General features: G+C 42.7%; 21 protein-coding genes. 4 read left to right on the top strand and 17 right to left on the bottom strand.

From position 1 onward, the window contains the following. Positions 1 to 56: 56 nt before the first annotated feature. A complete protein-coding gene (locus K1I56_RS03800; protein ID WP_006596747.1) occupies positions 57 to 320 on the top strand; it encodes a SemiSWEET family transporter in 264 nt (87 codons plus the stop codon). Positions 321 to 687: 367 nt separating this feature from the next. On the opposite strand, the gene K1I56_RS03795 is transcribed toward K1I56_RS03800, so the two are convergent. The 5 genes from K1I56_RS03795 to K1I56_RS03780 form a co-directional block, all read right to left on the bottom strand. Continuing rightward, a complete protein-coding gene (locus tag K1I56_RS03795) occupies positions 688 to 2673 on the bottom strand; it encodes an ABC transporter permease (RefSeq protein ID WP_223325304.1) in 1986 nt (661 codons plus the stop codon). Continuing rightward, positions 2674 to 3432 (bottom strand): ABC transporter ATP-binding protein, encoded by a 759-nt coding sequence (locus K1I56_RS03790; RefSeq protein ID WP_223325303.1) that lies wholly within the window; start codon positions 3430 to 3432, stop codon positions 2674 to 2676. It lies immediately after the preceding gene. Positions 3433 to 3447: 15 nt separating this feature from the next. After that, complete coding sequence (locus K1I56_RS09955; protein ID WP_004219855.1) at positions 3448 to 3576, bottom strand: hypothetical protein; 129 nt, start codon at positions 3574 to 3576, stop codon at positions 3448 to 3450. Positions 3577 to 3691: 115 nt separating this feature from the next. Beyond that, complete coding sequence (locus K1I56_RS03785; protein ID WP_223325302.1) at positions 3692 to 4666, bottom strand: sensor histidine kinase; 975 nt, start codon at positions 4664 to 4666, stop codon at positions 3692 to 3694. Continuing rightward, on the bottom strand, positions 4659 to 5336 hold the full coding sequence (locus K1I56_RS03780) for a response regulator transcription factor (RefSeq protein ID WP_024056182.1): 678 nt from the start codon (positions 5334 to 5336) through the stop codon (positions 4659 to 4661). Before K1I56_RS03780 ends, K1I56_RS03785 begins: the two co-directional genes overlap by 8 nt. A 169-nt stretch (positions 5337 to 5505) precedes the next feature. Between K1I56_RS03780 and K1I56_RS03775 the strand changes: the two genes are divergently transcribed. Beyond that, positions 5506 to 6690: a DUF2974 domain-containing protein gene (locus K1I56_RS03775; protein WP_223325301.1), complete on the top strand. Its 1185-nt coding sequence runs from the start codon at positions 5506 to 5508 to the stop codon at positions 6688 to 6690. An 88-nt stretch (positions 6691 to 6778) separates the two neighbouring features. On the opposite strand, the gene K1I56_RS03770 is transcribed toward K1I56_RS03775, so the two are convergent. From K1I56_RS03770 to K1I56_RS03760, 3 genes are all read right to left on the bottom strand, one after another. Continuing rightward, entirely contained in the window at positions 6779 to 10009 is a 3231-nt protein-coding gene (locus K1I56_RS03770; protein ID WP_223325300.1) for a pneumococcal-type histidine triad protein, read from the bottom strand. 7 nt (positions 10010 to 10016) lie between these two features. Then, positions 10017 to 10952, bottom strand: a complete 936-nt coding sequence (locus K1I56_RS03765) for a metal ABC transporter solute-binding protein, Zn/Mn family (RefSeq protein WP_223325299.1) — start codon at positions 10950 to 10952, stop codon at positions 10017 to 10019. 345 nt (positions 10953 to 11297) lie between these two features. Beyond that, positions 11298 to 12560: a DUF6287 domain-containing protein gene (locus tag K1I56_RS03760; protein ID WP_223325298.1), complete on the bottom strand. Its 1263-nt coding sequence runs from the start codon at positions 12558 to 12560 to the stop codon at positions 11298 to 11300. Positions 12561 to 12808: 248 nt separating this feature from the next. Between K1I56_RS03760 and K1I56_RS03755 the strand changes: the two genes are divergently transcribed. Next, positions 12809 to 13330: a DUF2975 domain-containing protein gene (locus tag K1I56_RS03755; protein ID WP_223325297.1), complete on the top strand. Its 522-nt coding sequence runs from the start codon at positions 12809 to 12811 to the stop codon at positions 13328 to 13330. 10 nt (positions 13331 to 13340) lie between these two features. Continuing rightward, complete coding sequence (locus tag K1I56_RS03750) at positions 13341 to 13547, top strand: helix-turn-helix domain-containing protein (RefSeq protein ID WP_003006064.1); 207 nt, start codon at positions 13341 to 13343, stop codon at positions 13545 to 13547. Between the two features lie 61 nt (positions 13548 to 13608). Here K1I56_RS03750 and metG read toward each other — a convergent pair whose 3' ends face one another. The 9 genes from metG to K1I56_RS03705 all read right to left on the bottom strand — a co-directional run bounded on the left by metG (position 13609) and on the right by K1I56_RS03705 (position 22039). Then, positions 13609 to 15600 carry a methionine--tRNA ligase gene (gene metG, locus K1I56_RS03745; RefSeq protein ID WP_223325296.1) on the bottom strand — a complete coding sequence of 664 codons (1992 nt, stop codon included), beginning with the start codon at positions 15598 to 15600 and terminating at the stop codon, positions 13609 to 13611. A 156-nt stretch (positions 15601 to 15756) separates the two neighbouring features. Then, positions 15757 to 16449, bottom strand: coding sequence for a phosphoglycerate mutase (locus tag K1I56_RS03740; RefSeq protein ID WP_003012031.1), 693 nt, complete (start codon positions 16447 to 16449; stop codon positions 15757 to 15759). A gap of 186 nt (positions 16450 to 16635) precedes the next feature. After that, on the bottom strand, positions 16636 to 17163 hold the full coding sequence (locus K1I56_RS03735; RefSeq protein WP_223325295.1) for a hypothetical protein: 528 nt from the start codon (positions 17161 to 17163) through the stop codon (positions 16636 to 16638). Positions 17164 to 17171: 8 nt separating this feature from the next. Further along, positions 17172 to 17987: a hypothetical protein gene (locus tag K1I56_RS03730; protein WP_223325294.1), complete on the bottom strand. Its 816-nt coding sequence runs from the start codon at positions 17985 to 17987 to the stop codon at positions 17172 to 17174. Continuing rightward, positions 17944 to 18984 (bottom strand): hypothetical protein, encoded by a 1041-nt coding sequence (locus tag K1I56_RS03725; RefSeq protein WP_223325293.1) that lies wholly within the window; start codon positions 18982 to 18984, stop codon positions 17944 to 17946. Before K1I56_RS03725 ends, K1I56_RS03730 begins: the two co-directional genes overlap by 44 nt. A gap of 164 nt (positions 18985 to 19148) precedes the next feature. Continuing rightward, positions 19149 to 19673, bottom strand: a complete 525-nt coding sequence (locus K1I56_RS03720) for a hypothetical protein (RefSeq protein WP_049474237.1) — start codon at positions 19671 to 19673, stop codon at positions 19149 to 19151. Between the two features lie 2 nt (positions 19674 to 19675). After that, positions 19676 to 20470 carry a hypothetical protein gene (locus tag K1I56_RS03715; RefSeq protein ID WP_152903619.1) on the bottom strand — a complete coding sequence of 265 codons (795 nt, stop codon included), beginning with the start codon at positions 20468 to 20470 and terminating at the stop codon, positions 19676 to 19678. After that, a complete protein-coding gene (locus K1I56_RS03710; RefSeq protein WP_049474235.1) occupies positions 20460 to 21464 on the bottom strand; it encodes a hypothetical protein in 1005 nt (334 codons plus the stop codon). Before K1I56_RS03710 ends, K1I56_RS03715 begins: the two co-directional genes overlap by 11 nt. Before the next feature lie 128 nt (positions 21465 to 21592). After that, positions 21593 to 22039 carry a Fur family transcriptional regulator gene (locus K1I56_RS03705; protein WP_201089309.1) on the bottom strand — a complete coding sequence of 149 codons (447 nt, stop codon included), beginning with the start codon at positions 22037 to 22039 and terminating at the stop codon, positions 21593 to 21595. Positions 22040 to 22187: the final 148 nt, after the last annotated feature.

Here is a 22187-nt window from a genome sequence, read left to right as displayed (position 1 = left end):
AATTATTTGCATTTTCTTCCTACTTATGCTATTCTGATACACAGAGGTAAAATTTTATGAATAAACAAAAAATCAACAAAATCGTTGGCTCGATCGGTGCCTTTATTGGGATTATCGTTTTCATTGCCTACATCCCACAAATTATTGCTAATTTACAGGGAAATAAGGCCCAACCTTTCCAACCCTTGTCAGCTGCTATTTCTTGCTTGATCTGGGTCATTTATGGTTGGACAAAGGAACCTAAAAAAGACTGGATTTTGATCATTCCGAATTCGGCAGGTGTCATCCTAGGGGGATTGACTTTCCTTACATCACTTTAATAGAAAGTGAACAAAGACTGAACTCTACGGGTTCAGTCTTTTTTGTGTATCCCTTTGAAAAACAAAAACAATCGCATTCGGTTTTCGTACAAAAAAGCCCGCTATGAGCAAGCTAAAAAAATTGACAATTCTTTTCTTTGAATAACCTATGCTGGATTATTGTGCAAAAATATCCAAATAATATCTGATTATTATTAGAGTATATTGAAACTTTCCGCTGTGAGAAAAGTGCCTGAAATAATTATGTTTCAGGCACTCGGAATTATTGAGACCTTAGGCTCAATAATTAGTCATGGAACTTCTTCGAAGTTCGCTGACGTCCGTACTCACCTAAGGAAAGTTTCTAATTTAATTTGAGTTTCTTTTCTTAAATCTGCACAATCTTACGGTAGCTCCGAGAGGTGATCCAAAAGACGATCAGGTAGGTGACGAGAAAGACACCACAAACGCTGAGGGTTACGACGAGGACTTGGCCACTATTGATGACACCGAGGACTTTGAGAATGAGGCGGATCATATGGTAGGCAAAGGCCAGGTGGATAAAGGCAAAGATGAGAGGGAGGAAGAAGACGGTCCGCACTTGACGGTTGATGGTCCGTTTGACCTCGTGTTCATCAAGCCCCACCTGTTGGAGGATGACGAAGCGATCACGGTCTTCATAGCCTTCTGAGATTTGCTTGTAGTAGATGACGATGACCGTTCCGACCATAAAGATCAATGACAAGAAAATACCGATAAAGAAGATACCACCAAAGAGGCTATTCAACCCTGCCACATCATTGGCACGGTTCCCCCCATAGACAAATGTTCCTTGGGCCTGTTGGCTGCTCAATTCATCGATCATCTTGTCATAGCTAGCTGCTAGCTTGAGTTGCTGATCTTCATCGACATTGACATTGAAACCACCATAGATATTGGTATAGATGGCCAGATTTGGAAACTGGGCGATAAAGGCTGAGAGGTCAGGTACGATTAGGTAGTTGAAATCCTCCGTCAGCATGTTAAACTGATTGGGCACGTGATCGGTGATAAAATCCTTGGTCACTTCTTCCTTGACTTGGAAGTCTTGGCCATTGATAGTGAACTGCTTTTGCCCCTTAAGAGCCTTGTTATGAGCAAAGAGGATGACTTGGTTGCCGGTCAGATCAACCTTTTCTCCTGTCATTTGTTCATAACTAGCTGCATCAAAGACCAGAAAGACGGTTTTAGGAATGACCTTGCGTTCATCAGCTTGATAGACGGTGAAATCCGTGCCCTTTTGTGATTTGACCCCAAAGTTGGCATAGGTCATCAGGTCACGATTTTTGATCTCAAGATGATGTTCAGACGCAAATTCATCAAATTTCTGATTGATTAGCTCCAGGTCTACCCCTTTTCCTTGGACAGAGAAATCATGAGGCGCCATGATTTTCTTGACCATTTCGCTACCGACATAGATGTTAGTGGCTGCAGAGATGGTCACCAGCACCATGGTCGAGAGGATGGCAATAGTCGCAAGCCCCACTGCATTTTTCTTCATACGATAGATGAGGTTAGAGACCGAGATCATGTTGTTAGGTTGGTAATAATACCCCTTCTTTTTCTTAAGCAGGTGCAAGAAGACGGTGATCCCCGCATTAAAGAGCAGGTAGGTCCCGATCATGACCAGGATAACGGCTAGAAAGAAGATCAAAATCGCAGACATGGGGTCTTTGACAGACAAAGCCAGGTAGTAGCCAAAACCGAGAGAGGCTAAGCCCAGGATGGTTTGGGGCCACAAGAAGCGAGCTTTCTTTTCACCACTCGCTTTCTCACGTGTCAGTTGCAGAGCATTCAAACGAAGAATCCGCCAAGCGTTGAGAAGAACCAAAAGGGCAAAGATGAGACCAAAGGTGACAAAAACTAAGACCACAATCCCAGGTTGGAAGGTGGACACTAGCTGGACCTTCATCTTCATGAGTTTCAAGAGAAAGGCAAAGATCAGCTTGTCAAAAAGGGCTCCAATCAAGACACCGGCTGAGATGGTTAGAAAGCCAAAAAGCAAGAGTTCCTTGAAGATCATGCTGATGAGATGGCGTTTTTCAAGGCCTAGCATGCTGTAGATCCCCAGCTCCTTGGAGCGATTTTTCATGACGAAGCTATTGGCATAGAGCACGATGATAGCTCCCGCAGCATTGACCACGAACAGTCCCAAGACCAGGGTAAATATCATGGGATCTCCCCCTCGAAGCTCATGAATGTGAGGATTAAAGGTCAGGGAGTCAAAGAGGTAGGCGATGGTCACTGCGAGAATGACCGCAATCGCAAAGGGATAATAGAGCTTGCGGTTCTTGATGAGATTAGAGCAAGCTAGTTTAGTGGTTAATCGAAACATCTACTCCACCTCACTTGCCATGACTGTCAGGGTATCCGAGATTTCTTGGAACATCTGGCGCTCTGTCTTTTCCCCACGGAAGATCTGATTGTAGAGAATCCCGTCCTTGATAAAGAGCACGCGCTTGGCCCGAGCTGCCGCTGCGGTTGAGTGGGTCACCATGAGGATGGTTTGTCCCATGCTATTGATATCTTCAAAGACATCTAGAAGAGCAGCCGAAGACTTGGAATCCAGCGCCCCTGTTGGCTCATCAGCAAGGAGAATTTCTGGAGATGTGATGATGGCCCGTGCTACAGCCACCCGTTGCTTTTGCCCACCAGAAATTTCGTAGGGATATTTCTCAAGGAGTTGGTGAATGCCCAACTCCCGACTCACGCTATCGACCTTGCTCATCATTTCCTTGACCGGTCTGCGTGAGAGGACTAGAGGCAGGAGGATATTGTCCTTGACGGACAAGGTATCCAGCAGGTTGAAGTCTTGAAAGACAAAGCCTAGTTTTTCCCGACGGAAACTGGAGGCATCCTTGTTTTTGATGGTCGAGGTGTCGGTGCTATTGAGGTAGACCCGGCCTTCCGTCGGCTGGTCCAGCATAGCTAGGATATTGAGAAGGGTCGATTTCCCGGATCCTGATTCCCCCATGATGGCAACGTACTCCCCTTTTTCAACAGTGAAGTGAATATCCTTTAGGGCTTCGACCTGCGTCCCTTGAAAGCGGGTTTTGTAGATTTTTTTGATGTGTTGAACGTCTAGCAATGACATACTTTTCTCCTTTTTCTAGTAGATCAAGAAAAATTCTTGGGTTTGTTGCAGGACTTGGAGACCAAATTCCGTCTTTTCCAGATCGGTTTGCTCATTTGGTTTCTTAATCTTTTTGGGTTGTTTCATCCATTTCAAGAGTTTCATTTTCTTGACCTCCTTCATTTGATGAGACTATTGTATAAAAAATAAAAGGCGGCTACCATAACCTAACCTTTCATTTTACCGTTTATTTCTTACATTTTTGTAAGATGGAAAAAAACTAATCCATGACCAACTTCTTCTCTTCAAAGCGAATAGCGACGGTTGTGCCTTGGCCAACCTCTGAGTGGAGACTAATCTTGTGGCCCAATTGCTCTGCAATTTTCTTAGACAGATAGAGCCCCAGCCCTGAGGATTGCTGGGTCATGTGGCCATTGTAACCAGAGAAGCCCCGCTCAAATACGCGGAGGACATCGCTATTTTTGATTCCAATCCCGCTGTCTTTTATATAGAGGGTCTGGTCTTTGAAATAGATCTCAATTCCACCTGTACTGGTGTACTTGAGGCTATTGGACAAGAGTTGCTCGATGATGACCAAAAGCCACTTGCGATCGGTAATGACGGCGACATCCAAATCATGCAGGTTCACTGTCAAGTTCTTTTGGATAAAAAAGAGGGCATATTTGCGGACCACTTCTTTGACCAAGTCCTCTAGCGACACGCGCTTTAAGACCAGATCGTCATGAAAACTCTCCAGTCGCAGGTACTGCAGAACCAGATTGGCATAGGAGTCAATCTTGAAAAGCTCCTGCTCCATCTGCTGCTTGACAATAGGTGTCTCGACATCTTGGACCAAGAGGTGGCTAGCTGCAATGGGCGTCTTAATCTGGTGAACCCAGAGGGTGTAGTAATCCATCAGGTCATTGAACTTGGCCTGGGCTACTTTGCCTTGCTCCAGGCGCGCCTGCTGTTCTTCTGTATATTTTTCATAAAGGAGATGTTCCAGTGGTGAGGCAAGCTCTATTTCCTCATACAGCAGAGCTTTGCGGTACTCCTGAAAGGTCATAGCGAAATCCCAGATCAAGATACAGATGGTAAAAAATCCTAGCATCAGAGTCGCATAGATAAAAACCGTCCCCGTCTCTGGAAAGAGAAAGGCAAAGACCAAATCGACCATCAAAAAGATGACCACTAGATAGAGCAGGCGCCTGCGGGATACCACATACTGCCAAAAGATGTTTCCAAATTTATTCATGGACCAACCCGTAACCGATGCCTTTCTTGGTTTCGATGAAGTTTGACAAGCCAGCCTCTTCTAATTTCTTGCGAAGGCGGGCCACATTGACAGACAAGGTATTATCATCAATAAAGAAGTCGCTATTCCAGAGCTCTTTCATCATATCATCGCGCGCCACGATACTGCCCGCATGCTCAAACAGGACGCGCAGGATCTGAAATTCATTCTTGGTCAACTTGATGACTTCCCCTTCATACACCAAGTCCGTGGACTTGAGATTGAGGATGGCTCCCCGATGCTCCAGCAGATTTTGATCTGTGCCAAATTCGTAGGAGCGGCGCAAGAGCCCTTGGACTTTGGCAAGGAGCACATTTTGATCAAAAGGCTTGGTGACAAAATCGTCTCCACCCATATTGATGGCCATGACAATATCCATGGCTTGATCCCGTGAGGAAAGAAACATGATCGGAACCTTTGAAACCTTGCGAATCTCCTGGCACCAGTGGTACCCATTGTAGAGAGGCAGTCCAATATCCATAAGGATCAAGTGGGGGTCGGTTTCGACAAAGATCCCGAGGACATCCATAAAATCCTCGACTGCGACCACTTCATAGCCCCATTGTTCCAATAATTGTTTGACCTGTTGGCGGATAATATTATCATCTTCGACTAAGAGAATTTTATGCATGGCTTTCTTTCCTTCTTTTTTTCTTCTTCCTATTATAACAGATTAAGAAGCAGAGAAAAAGGCTGTTTCAGAGGGATAGAAGATCTCACACCTACTTTCTTGATGGAGGGCGCTTTTTCTCCATCCATTTTTGTGCTATACTGAAAGAAATAAGACACGGGAGGCACAGATGTCAACTATTTTTGATTACCTAAAAGAAGTGACCTACGATTCCATATACGACCGTCCTTTCAATGAACTGGATGTCCTGGCACTGACAGAGCTGACCTATCTTCCTTTTGATCGGATCGTGCCCCAAGGGGATACGACCAATATTGAAGTCCGCTTATCTGATGCAGCAGAACTTATCGACCGGACCACCGATTTCATCGTGACAGACCAACACCTGCAATTAGTCGATGACTTAGCTAGTTCAAAGCGTTTTAAAAACATCAAACTCCTCAACTATGTCAACGAATATGACCCCGATGTTCAGAAGCAGTTTGCGGCTATGACCTATCGTCTTACCATGGATGTTTATTTAGTCGTCTTCAGAGGGACGGATGATACCTTGATCGGCTGGAAGGAAGACTTCCACATGACCTATATGGACCATGTCCCAGCTCAGAGACGCGCAGCCAGCTACCTGCAAAACATCATGAAGGAATTTCCTAAAGGGCGCTTCTTAGTAGCGGGTCACTCCAAAGGGGGCAATCTCGCAACCTATGCCTGCACTTACCTGCCGGATTCCTTATTTGAACGAGTCGATGCCATCTACAGCTACGATGCTCCTGGCCTCAACAGGGCCATTATCGAGACCGAAGGCTACCAGCGGACGTCCCCAAATATTCTTCGCTTTGTCCCCCAAGGATCCATCGTCGGCATGATGCTAGAAGTCCCTGAGCCTGCTACGATTGTCAAAAGCCGAGCTTTTGGTGGCTTTGTCCAGCATGACGCTTTTACTTGGATGATTGAGAAGGATAAATTTGTGACCCTGGATCAAACCAGTCCTGACAGCCAGCAAACCGACGAGACCCTGAAGCAGTGGGTTCGCGAAACATCGGCGGATGAGCGCAAGAAGTTCTTTGATACCTTTTTTGGCATTTTTCTGGACGCAGGTATCACTTCAATCAATGATTTGAGGAACTTGAAAAATTTCTCCAAGATCAAAGAGATCTTTCAAAATGCTCAAGACCTAGATCCTACAGAAAGGGAAATGCTGGAACGTCTAGCCAAGCAACTCCTCGATACCCGTGTCCAAGCTTGGAAAAAATGGCAGACGGTTCCCCGCATTCTGGTTCAAATGACTGCATTTTTCAAGCGAAAAAAAGCAGTCGAGTCCTCCTCACAACTGCTTCTTGAGCACAAGGAATGAGACTCAACAACTGAAAAAAGAAACCACCTCTTCTATTTACTAGAACGCAAAAATCATCTGAAATGTCTTTCAGATGATTTTCTATTTTCTATTGGTCCTGAGAAGCTGGTGCATCTGACGTGCCTTCTTCTATGGAAGCCGGGCTTGCAGGCTCAGTTTCTGTCTCAGTTGTGGCAGGCTTGCTTCCTTCTGAAGCTGCTGCTTCTGTTTCCACTGGAGTCTCTGCAGTGACAGGCGTTTCGACCGTGCTAGCTGGTTTCCCCGCTTCGCTTGCAGATGGCATTGCTGCTAACTCTGCCTGAAAGGCTTGGATAACCTGTAGTAAGGCTGCCTTGTCACTCTTTGGATTAGCCAATTGGTCAAAGAGAGCTTCTAAGCGATCAAATACAGCATCACTAGCACCCTTTTCCTGCAATTGTTGGTGAAGCGTCATCAATTGGTTATAGAGTTGTTGATAAAGGGCGACATCCCCAATCTGAGGCTCTTCTGTTTGCTTTTGTTTTTGCTTTTCAATGGTGTCACTGATTTCGCGTAACAGAGCTTGTCCACTTGCAATAGCCTTGTCTGGATCCGTCTCATTTCCAAGCTGAGCCAAACTTGCTTCAAAGGCAGTTCGTTTGGCCTGGTCTTCGACTTGTGGCAAGAGCGACTGGATTTGCTCTGAGAGGGCTGTCAGGATGCTGGTTCGTTGACGGGATTCTGTCGCCTTGTCCAACTCTCCATATAAGCCCTTGAGGAAATCATAGACCGCTAAGTTATAAGATGGAGCCTGACTTCCTTTTTGATCCAAAACTGTTTTTTCAATAGGATAGGTTTGGCCTTTTTCTTGAGAGAAGAGCTGGTCAATTGCCTGCTTGGTTTGGTAGAGTTCCATAAAGTGAGCCTTAGCATCCCAGGCCTCTTCAAAGGCTTGGGCCCGATAGAGTTTCAAAGCTAGATCTGCCGCCTTGGTGCGCAGTTCTGGTGTCAAGCGCGCATCGCTCAAGCTTTGATAGAAGTACTTGAGATAGTCGACCGATGTCACACCCGTCCGATCTTGCATCTCCTGAACAGCTTCTAATAGCTTCCCTTCCTGCTCTAAACGCTTGCTGTCCTTGGCAGCATAGGCTTCCTGCAGTTGTGAGACCAACCCTTCCTTCTTCAGTTGGAAGGCTTCTGTGTCTAGCAAGCGCACTTGTTCCAGCAATTCCTGGTATCGACGATCGAGGGCTGTCTCTTCTTTTGGTTTGATCGCTTGAGTCGCATGAATGTATTGCTCATCAACCTGGTTAAGACTGGCTAGGTAGCCTTCCGTCGAGTTGCTTGGGAAACTCTTGACATTTTCTAAGAAGTGGCCCAAAATAAGCTCAATCCGCCGTTGCTGCAATGGATCAGAAGCATAAAGAGTCCGGCTTTCTGCTAAAAGTTGGTTGACCCTGTCCTCTACTGCTTTTTTATCCAAGTCTCCTTTTTTGTAAGGCGATTGAATGGTAGGAAGACGATGGGCTAAGTAGTCTGCTAGACCTGCTGAGCGCACCTTGATGTAGTGGTTATGATCGCCATGCGGGATGACAAACTGACCATTTTCAATCTGGAGGCTATAAGGAGAAATCCCCGAGCGAAGGGCTGTTGCATAGAGTTCATTGATAAAGTCTAGTTCAGGATTTCCAGTTTCAAGCGGAATCCGGACATGTTCCTTCCGAACGGCATAAGGGTGGATGTGGGTCGGATCGTATTCTTGGTCTGGATTGTTAAAGACAAAGAAACCATTGGAAATCTTAATGGCCTCACGAGGGACGCCGTAGGTCTTGCTGATGTACTGGATCTTTTCCTCATCTGAGGCATCGCGAGAATAGCTGGCGACATCATCTGTCAGTGGCTGTCCCTTGTCCTCTTCTTTCTTACCTGCCAGAGTTGCCTCTGCTGCTGCAATCTCTTGAGGAGAGAGGTCCTTTTTATAGAAATAATGAGCGTGGTTGCCATGAGCGACCATGTAACCGTCCTCGTCCTTACTGATGACCATGTCTGCATGGAAACCATGATCGTGCTCCTCTTCGTGCTCGTGATCATGTCTGTCCCCATGTTCATGCTCGTGATCATGGTCAATTGGTTTTGTACTTGGACTTGAAGGCCGGTTTGGACTTATTTCAGCAGGTGTAGTAGCACCTTGGGCCCGAAGCAGTTGGAATTGCCGTGCCAGCTCACGCTCTAAAGGAGATAGGGAGCTGTAAGGGATAAAGTGGAAATGATCCCCGTGAGGGTAGACAATTCCTTGATCGGTCCACTTGGTAATCTTACTTGGATCAAAGACAGAACCATCAGACTCCACATGACGAGAAGACAGAGGTGTTTTCTGCAATTCTTCCATCAGATTGCTGAGCGTTGAAGTCGGTTTCGAGTTTCCAGGATTAGACGGCACTGGTGTCGTCTGTGTATGGGTTGGACTAGCTGACGGCTGGTTGTTCGCTTGCTTCCCAAGGCTTGGAGAGGCTTGATCTGGAGTTCCTTGCCCTTGTTCTGTGCTTGCTCCAGCTAGAGCCTGATGGCCAGCTTGACCACCTAAGGCCGAAAGGGCTGCTGCTAACTCGCCAGCAGATAAGGCACTCTTTGGAATATAATGGAAATGGCTACCATGGGGCACAATAAAGCCGTCCCCTGTATCTGAAATGACATCTCCAGGGCTAAAGACATAACCATCGTCCGTACGATAGCCACCAGCTGTATGGTTTTTAGTCGTCAGCATCTCAAGGGTCTTGCCTTCTTTCAACGCTTGACTAGGTTGACGGAAGTCACGGGTCTTGCCTGCCTTGTGCGAGGAGCTTGCCTGTACTGATCCCGTTTCCCCTTCTTCTTTAGTGCCTCCTTTTTGTTGTTGAGCGATCTCTTCGATCGAGCGCACATTGACCGTATGCTGAGCATCCTTTAAGTAGAGATAGTATTTACCAGCGCGTTTAATGATATAGCCATCCTTGACCTTGCTGACAATATCAGCTTCTTGGAGCTGATAGGTTGGATCTCGCAAAATCAACTCCTCACTAAAGATGGCATCAAATGGGACCTTACCACTATAGTAATGAAAATGATCCCCATGAGAAGTGACAAAGCCTTCATCCGTAATTTTGATGACAATCTGCTCCGCCTGAGTCTTTTCCTTGGCATTGACTGCTTCGATGCTGTCTTCCTTTTTGCTGGAGGCAGTCGATGACGCTTTCTTTTCTGCCTGTAGATACTGAATCTGATTCTTTTTCTCTTCCTTAGCTTGTGGTTGCTGACTGAGCGCATAGGCACATAGCCCTATTCCCAAAGTTGCTACAATTCCAATCGTTCCCTTTTTCTTCATCCTTGATTTACTCCTCTAATTCCTTGGCTAAACTCGCCATATTTTCTTCTAAATTTGCTAATAGATCCTTATCGTTTTGCGGATCAGCTTCCAGTGGATCCAAGACCTTGACACGCGCCCCTGTTGCCTTGGCGATACTATCTGCCACCTTTGACGACGTGTGCTTCTCTACGAAGATCGTTTTCACCTGATAATCTTTGACAAACTGCTGGATCTCCGCCAATTGCCGGGCGGTTGGTTCTTGCTCAGGGGAAATCCCTGCAATCCCCAACTGCTTGAGACCAAAGCGTTTGGCCAGATAAGAAAAGGCCGTATGCTGGGTCACAAAAGTCTTTTGCTTGGCCTTGTCAAAGACAGGCTGGTAGCGAGCTACTAGTTCCTCACAGCGCTTTTCAAGCTTTTGGGCATTGGCCTGATAGAGCTCCTTGTTCTTTGGATCGATCCCTCCCAAGCGCTGGGCGATAATCTTTCCTTCCTCTGCAATTTTCGCAGGGTCCAACCAGGTATGCGGGTCATACAGTTGCTTGGCTTCTTTTCCCTGACCAGCCTCAACATCCTCTAATCCAGCCACATTATCAAGGGTCATTCCTTGACTCCCTTCGATCACCTGTAACTTGGAACCTTGTAGATTAGGATCTAAGCGACCAGCCCATGATTCCAGGGTCTGAGAATGATAGACAAATACATCCGCATCATAGATTTGGGCCACTTCCTTGGTTGAGGGCTCGTAATCATGGATCCCTGCACCGGACTGAACCATCCAGATGTCATTTTGATCCCCAGAGATTTCCTTAACCAGAGCATAGATGGGATAAAAACTCGTGACAATTTTGAGACCTTTTCTAGAAGGGGGCTTGCCTGCATTTCCTTGACTAGCACAAGCTGCAAGCAGAAAGAAACCGAGGAACAAGAGTCCCAGCACCTTCATTTTTCTCCTTTTCATCCTTCACCTCTTTTTTATTTTTTGTTAACCAGTTTATTAATCGGTTAATTAACTAGTTAATAATACTGCTATTTGTTTGCTTTGTCAAGCCTTTTTTACATTTTTTTCCTTTTAATGCTAGGGACTAACCTTTTACTAGCCTCCACGACCTTTCCCTGCAGAAAAAAAGAGGCTGGGACAAAAGTCCTAGTCTCTCAATTGTCTTTGGATTGTCGAGCAAGACGCAGTGGTTGAGTGGGCTCTACTACGCTGATTTCATCAGCTTTTACAGCCCTAGTCAACTGTGCGGAGGTGGGACGACGAAATCGAATTCTAACGAATGACCGATTTCTGTCCCACTCTCTTTTATTGACGGTAGAAATATTGATCAGCCGGGTAGTTGCCTGCAGATTGAGTGACCACTAGACGTGGCTTGCTGGTATCAGACTGGTCTCCATCTGGATTTTGGAAACCGATTTTCAGAAGTCCAATCGCAGCACCAGTCTCACCCATCTTCATCTCAACATAAGGTATCTTACTCTTCTTATCAGAGTCCGCAACGGCCTTGAGGCTACCTTGGCCCTTGACTTTTCCATCTGCTTGGATGACGATCTCAGCTCCTTTGCCATTGCGCCAGGTTCCAGCTAAGCTTGAGAAGTCACCTCCGTTAATGGCCGCAATATCTAAGTCTTTCTCTTTTTTCGGTTGCGGGTAAGCTTTCCACCACTCTAGATGGTAATCACGAAAGGCCACATCCCCAAAGAGAATCCGACGCTCTTGCGAAGCCACTCCATCAGGACCTGTCACACCTGCTGGGATCAAGTACAAGATTTGCTCTTGCCCTTGGATCGCAGTCGCATTGGCTCCAGTGAAATAAACTTCATAATAGCCTTTTCGTTTCTTAGGCTCTTTTTCTTTATTGAGCAGGTAACTTGCCCGAGTGCCTCCGCTCCAGAAAGTCCAGCCGGTCTCCCCATTTACAATGCTTGGAAAGGCGTTTGTCTTGTTTTGGTAATACTCTTCTGGAGTATAGCCATAAAGTTTAAAGCCGGAATCAGCGATTTCCTTTTCATAAGTATCATTGGAATAAGCACCTTCAAACGGTGAAAGATTGCCATCAAGGACAACATCATTTGGATCTGTCGATTTGAAAAAATCCTCCCGGTTGGCAAAGACCATCTCGTGGTCGGGATTTTTATCAGACATGGTGACCGTAATCAAAGGCTTCTTATCCGTCTTATATTTGAAGACGCGAACAGTGACTGTAAAATCGGTATTGCCATCGGACTTTTTCATCTTGCCTTTCGAAACCTTGTTAGACCCTTCGACCTTCCAATCCGTGCTAAATTCAGCAGCTACCTTGCCATCAGCCGTTTGGTAATCGATCTTCCAGGCCTTGCCTTTTTTCTCGATTTTGGCTTCGTCCCGTTCATTGGAGACATAATCGCCACTCAAGTCAATGGCTTTTTCTTTTGGCTTGGTGACCTTCTTGCTGGTCTGGTTAAATTCCTTTTGATGGTCTGGTTGGATGTTGGAACTAGAGTAGAGATAGACCCCACCGATCAGAACAGCTGCTCCGACCAGTCCCAAAATCGGCCCTAGGTATTTTTTCTTCCATTTTAGATTCATTTTACTACCTCCATGGAATAAGATCTTTACACTAGTATACCCTAAATCGAAAGTATAGTAAAATTTCCCTCTATGTAGTGGTTTCCTAAGTTTAAACTGACCAGTTGTAGCACAGAATACCTGTTTTGCAAAAACAATATTTTGTTTATCATTATTTTTTTATCGTTTTTCGATACTTTTTTATTGACTTATTTTTTATAAGGAGTATACTATAAGTGAAAAATAAATTAACTTCAAGGAGGCTTGCGATGAAAAACTCAAAAACCTTAAAAGATGTCATTGAAGTCTTAACGGCTTTCATTTACTTCTGTGGCTTTATGACCTTGGTAGCACTGGTCATCCACCTGCTTTCCCGGATGGGAGTGTTTAAGGAGATCGTTCAAACTGGACGCTTGTCCTTTGATGTAAATGGTATCCAGCTCTTCCCCAAACATCCGCAACCCCTCTGGCAGTTGCTCTTCCCACTAGCCTCAAGCGCTATCTATATTTTTCTTCTGATCACCATTCGCACCTTCCTCCAAAATCTTTACCAAGAAAAGATCTTTTCTCACTCCAACATTGATCTTTGCAACCGAGCTTGGAAGATTCTCTTGGTCTTGTCCTTTATGTCTGGCACACTTGAAACCAGTGGCAATGCTTATCTCCTTCCCTTCACCTTCCGATTGACCTTTAACACGGGACTTCTCCTTGCCGTCCCAATTGTCTGGGTCCTTGGCAAGATTTTAGAGAGAGGGATTGAGATCGCAGAAGAAAATGAGCTAACTATTTAAGGAGGGGACCATGATTATCGTCAATCTAGATGTCATGCTGGCCAAGCGAAAGATGAAATCCAATGAACTAGCCGACAAAATCGGCATTACGACAGCCAACCTCTCCATCCTCAAGACCGGCAAGGCCAAAGCTATCCGCTTCACTACCCTTGAAGCCATCTGCAAAGAACTCGACTGCCAGCCGGGAGATATCCTGGAATACCGGCCAGATGAATAGGGACATGTATTGTCATAAGAAAAGCACTCCCGCAGGAGTGCTTTTCATCTATATCTATCGTTTAGCCGATGATACTTCCATTTGGTACAGATGGATCAACAGTTAAGACTGTTAATTGATCTCCGTATTCTGCGGAAAGAATCATGCCTTGGCTGACATATTTCTTCATCATCTTACGTGGTTTAAGGTTGGCTACGATTTGGAGTTTCTTGCCGACCAATTCTTGTTCATTTGGATAGAATTTCGCGATACCAGAAAGGATTTGACGGTCTTCGCCGTCACCAGCGTCAAGACGGAAGCGAAGCAATTTGTCTGAGCCTTCGACGCGTTCCACTTCTTTGACTTCTGCTACACGGATTTCAACCTTGTCAAATTCTTCAAACTTGATCTCATCTTTTTCAGACTTGAGTTCCACTTCTTCTGGAATCCATTCTTTTTCTTGTGGTTTACCAGCAGTCATTTGAGATTGAATGTAGGCAATTTCTTCTTCCATGTCGAGACGTGGGAAGATTGGAGTTCCTTTGGCAACTACTGTGATATTTTCAGGGAATCCTGCTAAGGTCAAGTTTTCAAGATCGAAGTCCAAGTCCAAGCCAAGTTGTTCCATGATGGCATTTGAGGTGTTCATCATGAATGGTTGGATCAAGTGAGCCACAACACGAAGGCTAGCTGCCAAGTGAGCCATCACTGCTGCCAATTGTTCCTTGTCACCATCTTCTTTAGCGAGGACCCAAGGAGCAGTCTCATCGATGTACTTGTTGGTACGAGAGATGATGTTCCATACGGCTTCTAAAGCGCGTGGGTAATCAACCGCGTTCATTTGCTTGTGGTATTCAGCGATGTTTTCTTCAACCACCTTGGCCAAATCTGCATCAAATGCTGTGACATTTTCGACATAAGCTGGAATTTGACCACCAAAGTATTTATTGATCATGGCTACCGTCCGGTTAAGGAGGTTTCCAAGGTCATTAGCCAATTCATAGTTGATGCGGGCTACGTAGTCTTCTGGGGTAAAGGTACCATCAGAACCAACTGGAAGACTACGCATGAGGTAGTAACGGAGTGGATCCAAGCCGAAGCGTTCCACCAACATTTCTGGGTAGATGACATTTCCTTTAGACTTAGACATCTTGCCGTCTTTCATGACAAACCAACCATGGGCAATCAAACGTTCTGGCAATTTAACATCCAACATCATGAGAAGGATTGGCCAGTAGATGGAGTGGAAACGAAGGATGTCTTTTCCAACCATGTGGAAGACGGTTCCGTTCCAGAATTTGTCAAAGTTTTCATGATCTTCTTGACCGTAACCAAGAGCGGTCACATAGTTAAGAAGGGCATCGATCCATACATAGACCACGTGTTTTGGATTAGATGGGACTGGCACACCCCAGGTAAAGGTGGTCCGAGATACCGCCAAGTCTTCCAAACCTGGCTCGATGAAGTTTTTCAACATTTCATTAAGACGACCATCTGGCGTGATGAAGTCTGGTTGGGATTTGAAAAACTCAACCAAACGGTCTTGGTATTTGCTGAGACGAAGGAAATAAGATTCTTCAGAAACCCATTCTACTTCGTGGCCTGATGGGGCTACCCCACCGATGACCTTGCCATTCTCATCACGGTAGACCTCAGCCAATTGGCTTTCTGTAAAGAACTCTTCATCAGATACTGAATACCAACCAGAGTATTCACCAAGGTAGATGTCGTCTTGAGCCAGCAAGCGTTCAAAGACCTGGGCCACCACTTTTTCATGGTAATCGTCTGTCGTACGGATGAATTTATCATATGAGATATCGAGTAATTGCCAGAGTTCTTTCACTCCAACAGCCATCCCATCTACATAAGCTTGCGGCGTTATCCCAGCTTCTTCTGCTTTCTGCTGGATCTTTTGACCGTGCTCATCAAGACCAGTCAGGTAGAAAACATCGTAGTTCATCATACGTTTGTAACGCGCCAAGACGTCACAGGCGATCGTTGTGTATGCTGAACCAATATGCAATTTACCAGATGGGTAATAGATAGGGGTTGTGATGTAGAATGATTTTGTCATGTTTCTTTTCCTTTCAGGGCTAATGGAACCCAATTTAGTAACACTCTATTATAACATTTTTAGGAGACCCTGAAAACCCAAAAGCGGCTAGGTTTGCGATGAACAAAAAAGCTGACCGAAGTCAGCTTTCTATGATTGATAACGAATCACGCTATCTTACTTTCCAAGATAGTATTCTTTTACAACGTTCAATTTTTCGTCAAATTCGAATACCAATGGTGGGAAGTTAGGGATTTCCACATCCATGATTTCGTCGTCTGACAATTGTTTGATGTGTTTAACAAGAGCACGGATTGAGTTACCGTGTGCTCCTACGAATACGTTTTTACCATCTTTAAGAGCTGGAGCGATTTTATCTTCCCAGAATGGAAGGGCACGTTCCAAAGTAACTTTCAAGTTTTCAGCATCTGGAATTACTGAGTCATCAAGTGAAGCGTAACGACGGTCAGTGTGTGCTGAGTGTTCATCATCACGGTCCATTGCAGGAGGCAATACATCGTATGAACGACGCCAGATGTGAACTTGTTCATCACCAAATTGTTCAGCAGCTTCTGCTTTGTTTTTACCAGTCAAACCACCGTAGTGACGTTCGTTCAAGCGCCATGATTTTTCAACTGGAACCCACAATTGGTCAGAAGCTTCAAGCGCAAGGTTTGTTGTTTTGATCGCACGTTTCAATACTGAAGTGTATGCTTGGTCAAATTCGATACCAGCTTCTTTGATCAATTTACCAGCGTCGATCGCTTGTTGTGTACCTTTTTCAGACAAATCAACATCAGCCCAACCAGTGAAAAGGTTAGCTTTGTTCCATTCAGACTCACCGTGGCGAGCAAAAACCAATTTTACCATTAGATGGATCTCCTTTTTATTCTCCGAGGTTTCCCCCGTTTATCTATTTTATTCTACTAGATTTTCAGTAAAAAATCTAGTGGCGACCATAGAAAAGTGCAATTTCTCACAAAAAAGAGCCTAACGGCTCTAGTTTAAAAATAGATTGCATTACTTAGACTAAAAGATTCGCCAGTAGAGACCTTTTTATTCTGCCGGTTGCTCCTTCTCTTTTGCTCTTTCATCATCTGAAGGATGATTTCGTCTATAAACGATTCCACTGATATTCCACCACTCTCTTAGGATAAAAATCCAATAGAAGGACTGACACAAGTAAAATCCCCAATCCAACCGCAGGAGGTCTATTTGAACAGTCATAGAAAACATGGTAAAGATTAAAATGATGCTACAGGCTACAAAAATTAACAGTGATTGAAGGTGGGCTAACAAAGAATAGCCTATTTTATTTAGGAGATATTTTACAAAAATAGCAAGTACTGGTAGGACAAAAAGAATAATAAGTGACGTCGTGAAATAAGAATGGATGAGGCCTTCGAACTCTTTGGCATTGTATAGAGAACGTTCACCTAGGAAAATCGTAAACTGTGCCGAATCATTTTCCCCTATTTTTTGATATGTATAAAACGGTGACATCAATAGGGTCAATACATAGGCCGTAAATAAGCCAAGCTGATGCAATAACTGATGATTAAATTTTATTTTTCCTTTTACCATGTCTCCTTTCACCCCCTAACCTTTCCATTGCGAATTTCAACAGTCTCAGATACTTGTTTACCATCATCGAACAGGCCATACCACCCATCTGGTAGAGACCTAATTGCCAAGTAATGCTTCAAAACTGATTTAAAATCATTACCTGATTCTTTAAATCGACTTATATTTTCAGGAGAGATAATTTTAACATAGATGTCTCCTGATTCGATAAAACTACTATACGAGACATCATACCATCCTCCTAGAATTTTTATCTCAGAATTAGGAATGCCATTCTCATATTGCTCCATCAAACTGAAATAATTGTTACCTCGTTTCTTAACGGGGGATAAGCTTATTTCAATCCAAGAGCCGCTAAAAGCACTATACTCGTTAATTTTTTTATCTAATTCTGCTTCAAGCTCGATTCGCTCAGTACTGAATTCAAATCCCTTCTCTATAATAGGCAAATAGGCTCTATCAAAATCATCATAGGTATTTTCTATTCCTAGGTTTTCAGCTAAATCAATCTTATTAGAATAAGGCATCACCAAGTGTTTAAATCTGACTGATTTTTTCAAAGGAATGGAAACTTTTTTCCCTTCAATCGTTTCAGAATAGATAAAATTCACATCCGGACCGGCATTGGGACGAGTCCAAGAGAAACCTGTAATCTGTATATCTCCTCGGAAACTTCTACTATCATAGAAACCTTTTAGGTTAGATTCTAAATTTCTATAAAAATAGAATCCTAGAAATAGTAGGAAGCAGACAACCACTAGAACGGCTTTTGACCGATCACTAATCGTCGTCTGGCCCTTCTTGAAATGTTTCTTCAAATTCACGTTCCAACTCTTCTTCAACTCTTTCCTCCTTTATAACCTTTTTAAATTCTTCAGCATTCCGAACGATTTCTTTCTGCCCACTCTTTGTATAAGAAGCGTCAATAGACCAACGAAAATGATCTGCATCAGGAAACAAACTCTTGATGATAGTTTTATCCTCCTCCATAGTGAGGTTATTTTTTAGAATCAGGAGACGGCGATATTTTTTTAGTTGGGTTAAGAGTTTACTATCCTTCACCTTCACACCATTGCGATCTAATCTCTCCGTAGAACTTGAAGAAGTTTCTACTTTTTCATCTTCATCATCATATTCATAACCTATCCAACATCCTCCTACATCTATTTTATTTCTATCCAGACTGTATTTTTTTGTCTCAAATTTGGGTGCAGGCAATATTTGATAAAATCCACTATAACCATAATCAACAATCATTTTTGGATCTGTCTTTGCTATTTCTCCCTTGTTCAGATTCACAAATAGGAGATCATTTTTTGTAACATTGAAAGCTACGTACTCATCTTTTCCATCTGTAAACATGCTACCTCTCATGTTTCCTTCAATCGAGTCGTAACCCATTTTTTGAACGAGTTTTAAAACATCAATGGTATGACCTTCTCCTTTCTCTTGGCCCAATTCATAATACCGAATTCTAAAATATTCATTTGCATCTTTTTTCTTATCTTCGCCACTGAATAGTTTAGAATCTTGAAGGGCTATATATTGGGATCCGACAGCATAAATATATGGGTTGTTTTTTCTATCTTCTTTCTTAAAACTATAAGCCAATATTGGAATTCCGGTGGCCTCTTCACTAATGATTCGATTTTCCAATAACCGTTGTCCTCTACCAACATAATCATAATTTCTATCACTCACAACATGTACTGCTTCTTTTAGGTAAAGGAAGCTCCAAATACCGCCAACCATTAGAACGGTCACGGCAACTAGGGAAAGAATATGCCATATTTTCCAAGAAAAATTCTCCAGCTTCTTCATCTCGTTCTCCTATTGTTTGATTTCAAAAGTATATTATATCATGATTTCTCCTATTTTTCCTTCACTATCCTAGTGTGGTTTTACCATACAAAAAAGAGCCTGACGGCTCTGGTTTGAAAATAGCTTGCTTCTTTTTGTCTTCAACAAACATTCACAATATAGAACTATTCTTTTGATAAGATTTCTGCCTCATTAGCTGTTTTGGTAGCAGAATTTCGATATTCAATCATCTTTTTTATATCACGTAAGTTGCTATAAATATGAAACAAATAAATGAGTAAGCAGACATAGAAACCTGAGCTAAAGCTATAGTGATCTTTCTGAACTGACAAAGAAAACACCGCATAAACGAACATTACTACACAAGATACATGAATCAACAAAGACTGTAAACTAGCTAAAAATGGGTATCCCTTTTTTTCAAAGAAATTATGAATGAAAAAAGCAAGGATAGGTAAGGTTACTAATAGTAAAAGTAAAATGATAAAATAAAAATTTACAAGATCCTCAAACGCTTCACCCCCAAACACAGGGTTATTGTCCAGAAAGAGAAAAATTTGTGAATTATTTGGATTTGAAATAGCTAGATCATTGTAAAATGGCAAAGCTAGAAATGAAAAAATTAGGAAAATATACAATCCAAGTTCCCAAGCTAGACTAAGTCCAGTATCCTTTTGTATTTCTGACATGTTTAATCCCTTTCTTTAACCTTTCCATTAAAAATCATAGCTCGAGCTGTGGGTAGTTCAGTTGAGGTATCAAGAGCATAAATCCCATTTGGTAAGCTCGTTTTTTGTAAAAGTGTATTCAACTCATCCTTCAGATGTATACTTTCTTTATCGACACCTTTTGGTAGCGAAATTTGAACATACAAGGCATTATATTCTAATGCATCCTCTACTGGAAATTGATACCAGCCTCCAAGTACGGTACGATTCTTCTTCATTGATTCTTTCTCATATTCACCGAGCCATCTAACTCTATAATAATTTGATAATTGACTGAAAGTTGTAAATTTCAAAGTGATTTTAGAGCCTTTTAACGTAGAGTTTTGATTGATTTTATTTTGAATTTCCTGTTCCAATTTCTTACTGTCAGGATTGAGCTCGAGTGCTTTTTCAAGAATTGGACCATATACACTATACTCCTCAGCATACATTCCAATCGAATCCCCAGTCATTCCATAACGACCTTCTTTACCCAAATAAGGATAATATGGAATAACAAATTGTTCAACCTTCATTCGTCTCTTTAATGGAATAGAAATGACTTTTCCATTGACCTTCTCAGAATAAACATAATTGACATCTATTCCCAATTTATCTTGAGTAGATAGGGAAAGACTGGTGATCTTTATCTCACCTGGATAATGATTGCTTTTATAGAGTCCTTTGATGTTTGTTTCCAAATTTCTATAAAAACAAATACTGATAAGAGCCAAAAAGCCAACTAGAACGAGACAGCTTTTTAGTTTTTCATTCTTCATTTCCATATACTTTCTCAACTTTCTCTTCATCAACTACTTGGATTAATTCCTCAATATTGTGGATATATTCGTTATGACCATCCCTTGTATAGTCATCATCAATAAACCAAACAAAGTGAGTTGCATCCGGAAATAGCTTCGACACTAATGACTGGCTACTAGATAAATTTCTGTCTTCTTCTAAAACAAGGAGAAATCCATATTTTTTTAATATTGAAAGAAGTTTGCTATCTTCAGGTTTTTCTTCACTACTGTCTGAAGTTGAATAACTACTATCGTTTGTGGTAGTCATTTTCTTCTTTGGCTGTTTATAGTGAACCCATGGCCAAGAAATTTTCGTGTTGCTTTCCTCTTCATCGAAGTTCTTCGTAATGAAATCTGGATTAGACAGGGCCCTATAGATGCCTTTATAACCATATTGTATCGTTTTCTTCGGACGTTTTTTACTCTCCTTTTGCGTCCTAAGATTAAAATAGATGGATTCCTTATCTGTCACTTTCACCCTGACATACTCGTCCTTCCCATCAGAGTACATGGTTGACTCCATGTTTCCATAAATCGTTTTATAACCCAGTTTCTGAATAATTTTAAAGACATCAATGGTATGCCCCTCTCCTTTTTCTTCTCCAATCAGATAATAACGAATTTTAAAATATTCTTCCGAATCTTTTTCATTTTGATTAACATTACCCAGCTTAGAATCTTGAAAGGCTATATAGTTATGTCCGACAGCAATTTGATCATCATAACCATCTTCATCTGTATTTTTTAATGAAAGAGCTAAAATTGGGAATCCTGTATCTAGTCCCTTTACTTTTTCATAGTTCGTCAACCGTTGCCCTTTTCCAACATAAATATAATTTCGCTCATGAACAATATAGTCTGCATCTTTTACGTAAAAGAATGAACAAAGGCTACCAATAAAAAATACAGCCACAGCAATCAAGGTATAAACGTGCCACATTTTCCAAGAAAAATTCTCTAGCTTTTTCATCTCGTTCTCCTTTTGTTTGATCGTGAAAGTATATTATATCATGATTTTCCCTATTTTTCTCCTAGTTAAAATATAGGTATATTCTCATTGCATCAAAAAAGAGCCTGACGGCTCTGGTTTCTCTCACATTAATTTTTCTGACAGTCGGGGCAAATGCCATAGACCGTCATCTGGGTTTTGGTGATCTGGTAGCCACTTTGACTGGCTGCTTCTTCACGAAGATCTGGGACTTCGATATCCACATCTGCGATACGACCACATTTTTCACACACCACATTCAAATGGTCATGCCCCATGAAATCAAAATAGGTCGTGGTATCATTGCGAACCTTGATCTCAGAGACAACCCCCTCATCAATTAAAACCTTGATATTGTTGTAGACAGTTGCTAGACTCATGCTTGGAAACTGAGGCAATAAATCGCGATAGATCTTCTCAGCGCTTGGATGTTCATGACTCGCCACTAAATAGGAAAGAACTGCTCTGCGAGTATCGGTAATCCGAATGCCCTTAGCACGCAAACTTTGCAAAACTTCTTCCACGCGCTCTTCTTCATGACGATGCAATGTGTTCACTATGATCCCCCCTTTCCAATTTGATTTAATCGATTCGTTACCCCTATTATAGCATGTTTCAAAATAAATCACTATTTAGAATGCTTTTAATTAAAAAAAATGTCCAGTGGACATTTTTTTCACGAGCTTGAAAACGGAAAAGCGAGGT

Source organism: Streptococcus parasanguinis, assembly GCF_019929185.1.
In the GTDB taxonomy this organism is placed as follows: domain Bacteria; phylum Bacillota; class Bacilli; order Lactobacillales; family Streptococcaceae; genus Streptococcus; species Streptococcus parasanguinis_O.
This window is presented reverse-complemented; position numbering and strand designations above follow the sequence as displayed.

What these genes read in the sequence shown, in the direction of transcription:
- K1I56_RS03800 (WP_006596747.1), top strand. Translation starts at nt 57, where the DNA reads ATGAATAAACAAAAAATCAACAAAATCGTTGGCTCGATCGGTGCCTTT.
- K1I56_RS03795 (WP_223325304.1), bottom strand. Translation starts at nt 2,673, where the DNA reads ATGTTTCGATTAACCACTAAACTAGCTTGCTCTAATCTCATCAAGAAC.
- K1I56_RS03790 (WP_223325303.1), bottom strand. Translation starts at nt 3,432, where the DNA reads ATGTCATTGCTAGACGTTCAACACATCAAAAAAATCTACAAAACCCGC.
- K1I56_RS09955 (WP_004219855.1), bottom strand. Translation starts at nt 3,576, where the DNA reads ATGAAACTCTTGAAATGGATGAAACAACCCAAAAAGATTAAGAAACCA.
- K1I56_RS03785 (WP_223325302.1), bottom strand. Translation starts at nt 4,666, where the DNA reads ATGAATAAATTTGGAAACATCTTTTGGCAGTATGTGGTATCCCGCAGG.
- K1I56_RS03780 (WP_024056182.1), bottom strand. Translation starts at nt 5,336, where the DNA reads ATGCATAAAATTCTCTTAGTCGAAGATGATAATATTATCCGCCAACAG.
- K1I56_RS03775 (WP_223325301.1), top strand. Translation starts at nt 5,506, where the DNA reads ATGTCAACTATTTTTGATTACCTAAAAGAAGTGACCTACGATTCCATA.
- K1I56_RS03770 (WP_223325300.1), bottom strand. Translation starts at nt 10,009, where the DNA reads ATGAAGAAAAAGGGAACGATTGGAATTGTAGCAACTTTGGGAATAGGG.
- K1I56_RS03765 (WP_223325299.1), bottom strand. Translation starts at nt 10,952, where the DNA reads ATGAAAAGGAGAAAAATGAAGGTGCTGGGACTCTTGTTCCTCGGTTTC.
- K1I56_RS03760 (WP_223325298.1), bottom strand. Translation starts at nt 12,560, where the DNA reads ATGAATCTAAAATGGAAGAAAAAATACCTAGGGCCGATTTTGGGACTG.
- K1I56_RS03755 (WP_223325297.1), top strand. Translation starts at nt 12,809, where the DNA reads ATGAAAAACTCAAAAACCTTAAAAGATGTCATTGAAGTCTTAACGGCT.
- K1I56_RS03750 (WP_003006064.1), top strand. Translation starts at nt 13,341, where the DNA reads ATGATTATCGTCAATCTAGATGTCATGCTGGCCAAGCGAAAGATGAAA.
- metG (WP_223325296.1), bottom strand. Translation starts at nt 15,600, where the DNA reads ATGACAAAATCATTCTACATCACAACCCCTATCTATTACCCATCTGGT.
- K1I56_RS03740 (WP_003012031.1), bottom strand. Translation starts at nt 16,449, where the DNA reads ATGGTAAAATTGGTTTTTGCTCGCCACGGTGAGTCTGAATGGAACAAA.
- K1I56_RS03735 (WP_223325295.1), bottom strand. Translation starts at nt 17,163, where the DNA reads ATGGTAAAAGGAAAAATAAAATTTAATCATCAGTTATTGCATCAGCTT.
- K1I56_RS03725 (WP_223325293.1), bottom strand. Translation starts at nt 18,984, where the DNA reads ATGAAGAAGCTGGAGAATTTTTCTTGGAAAATATGGCATATTCTTTCC.
- K1I56_RS03720 (WP_049474237.1), bottom strand. Translation starts at nt 19,673, where the DNA reads ATGTCAGAAATACAAAAGGATACTGGACTTAGTCTAGCTTGGGAACTT.
- K1I56_RS03715 (WP_152903619.1), bottom strand. Translation starts at nt 20,470, where the DNA reads ATGAAGAATGAAAAACTAAAAAGCTGTCTCGTTCTAGTTGGCTTTTTG.
- K1I56_RS03710 (WP_049474235.1), bottom strand. Translation starts at nt 21,464, where the DNA reads ATGAAAAAGCTAGAGAATTTTTCTTGGAAAATGTGGCACGTTTATACC.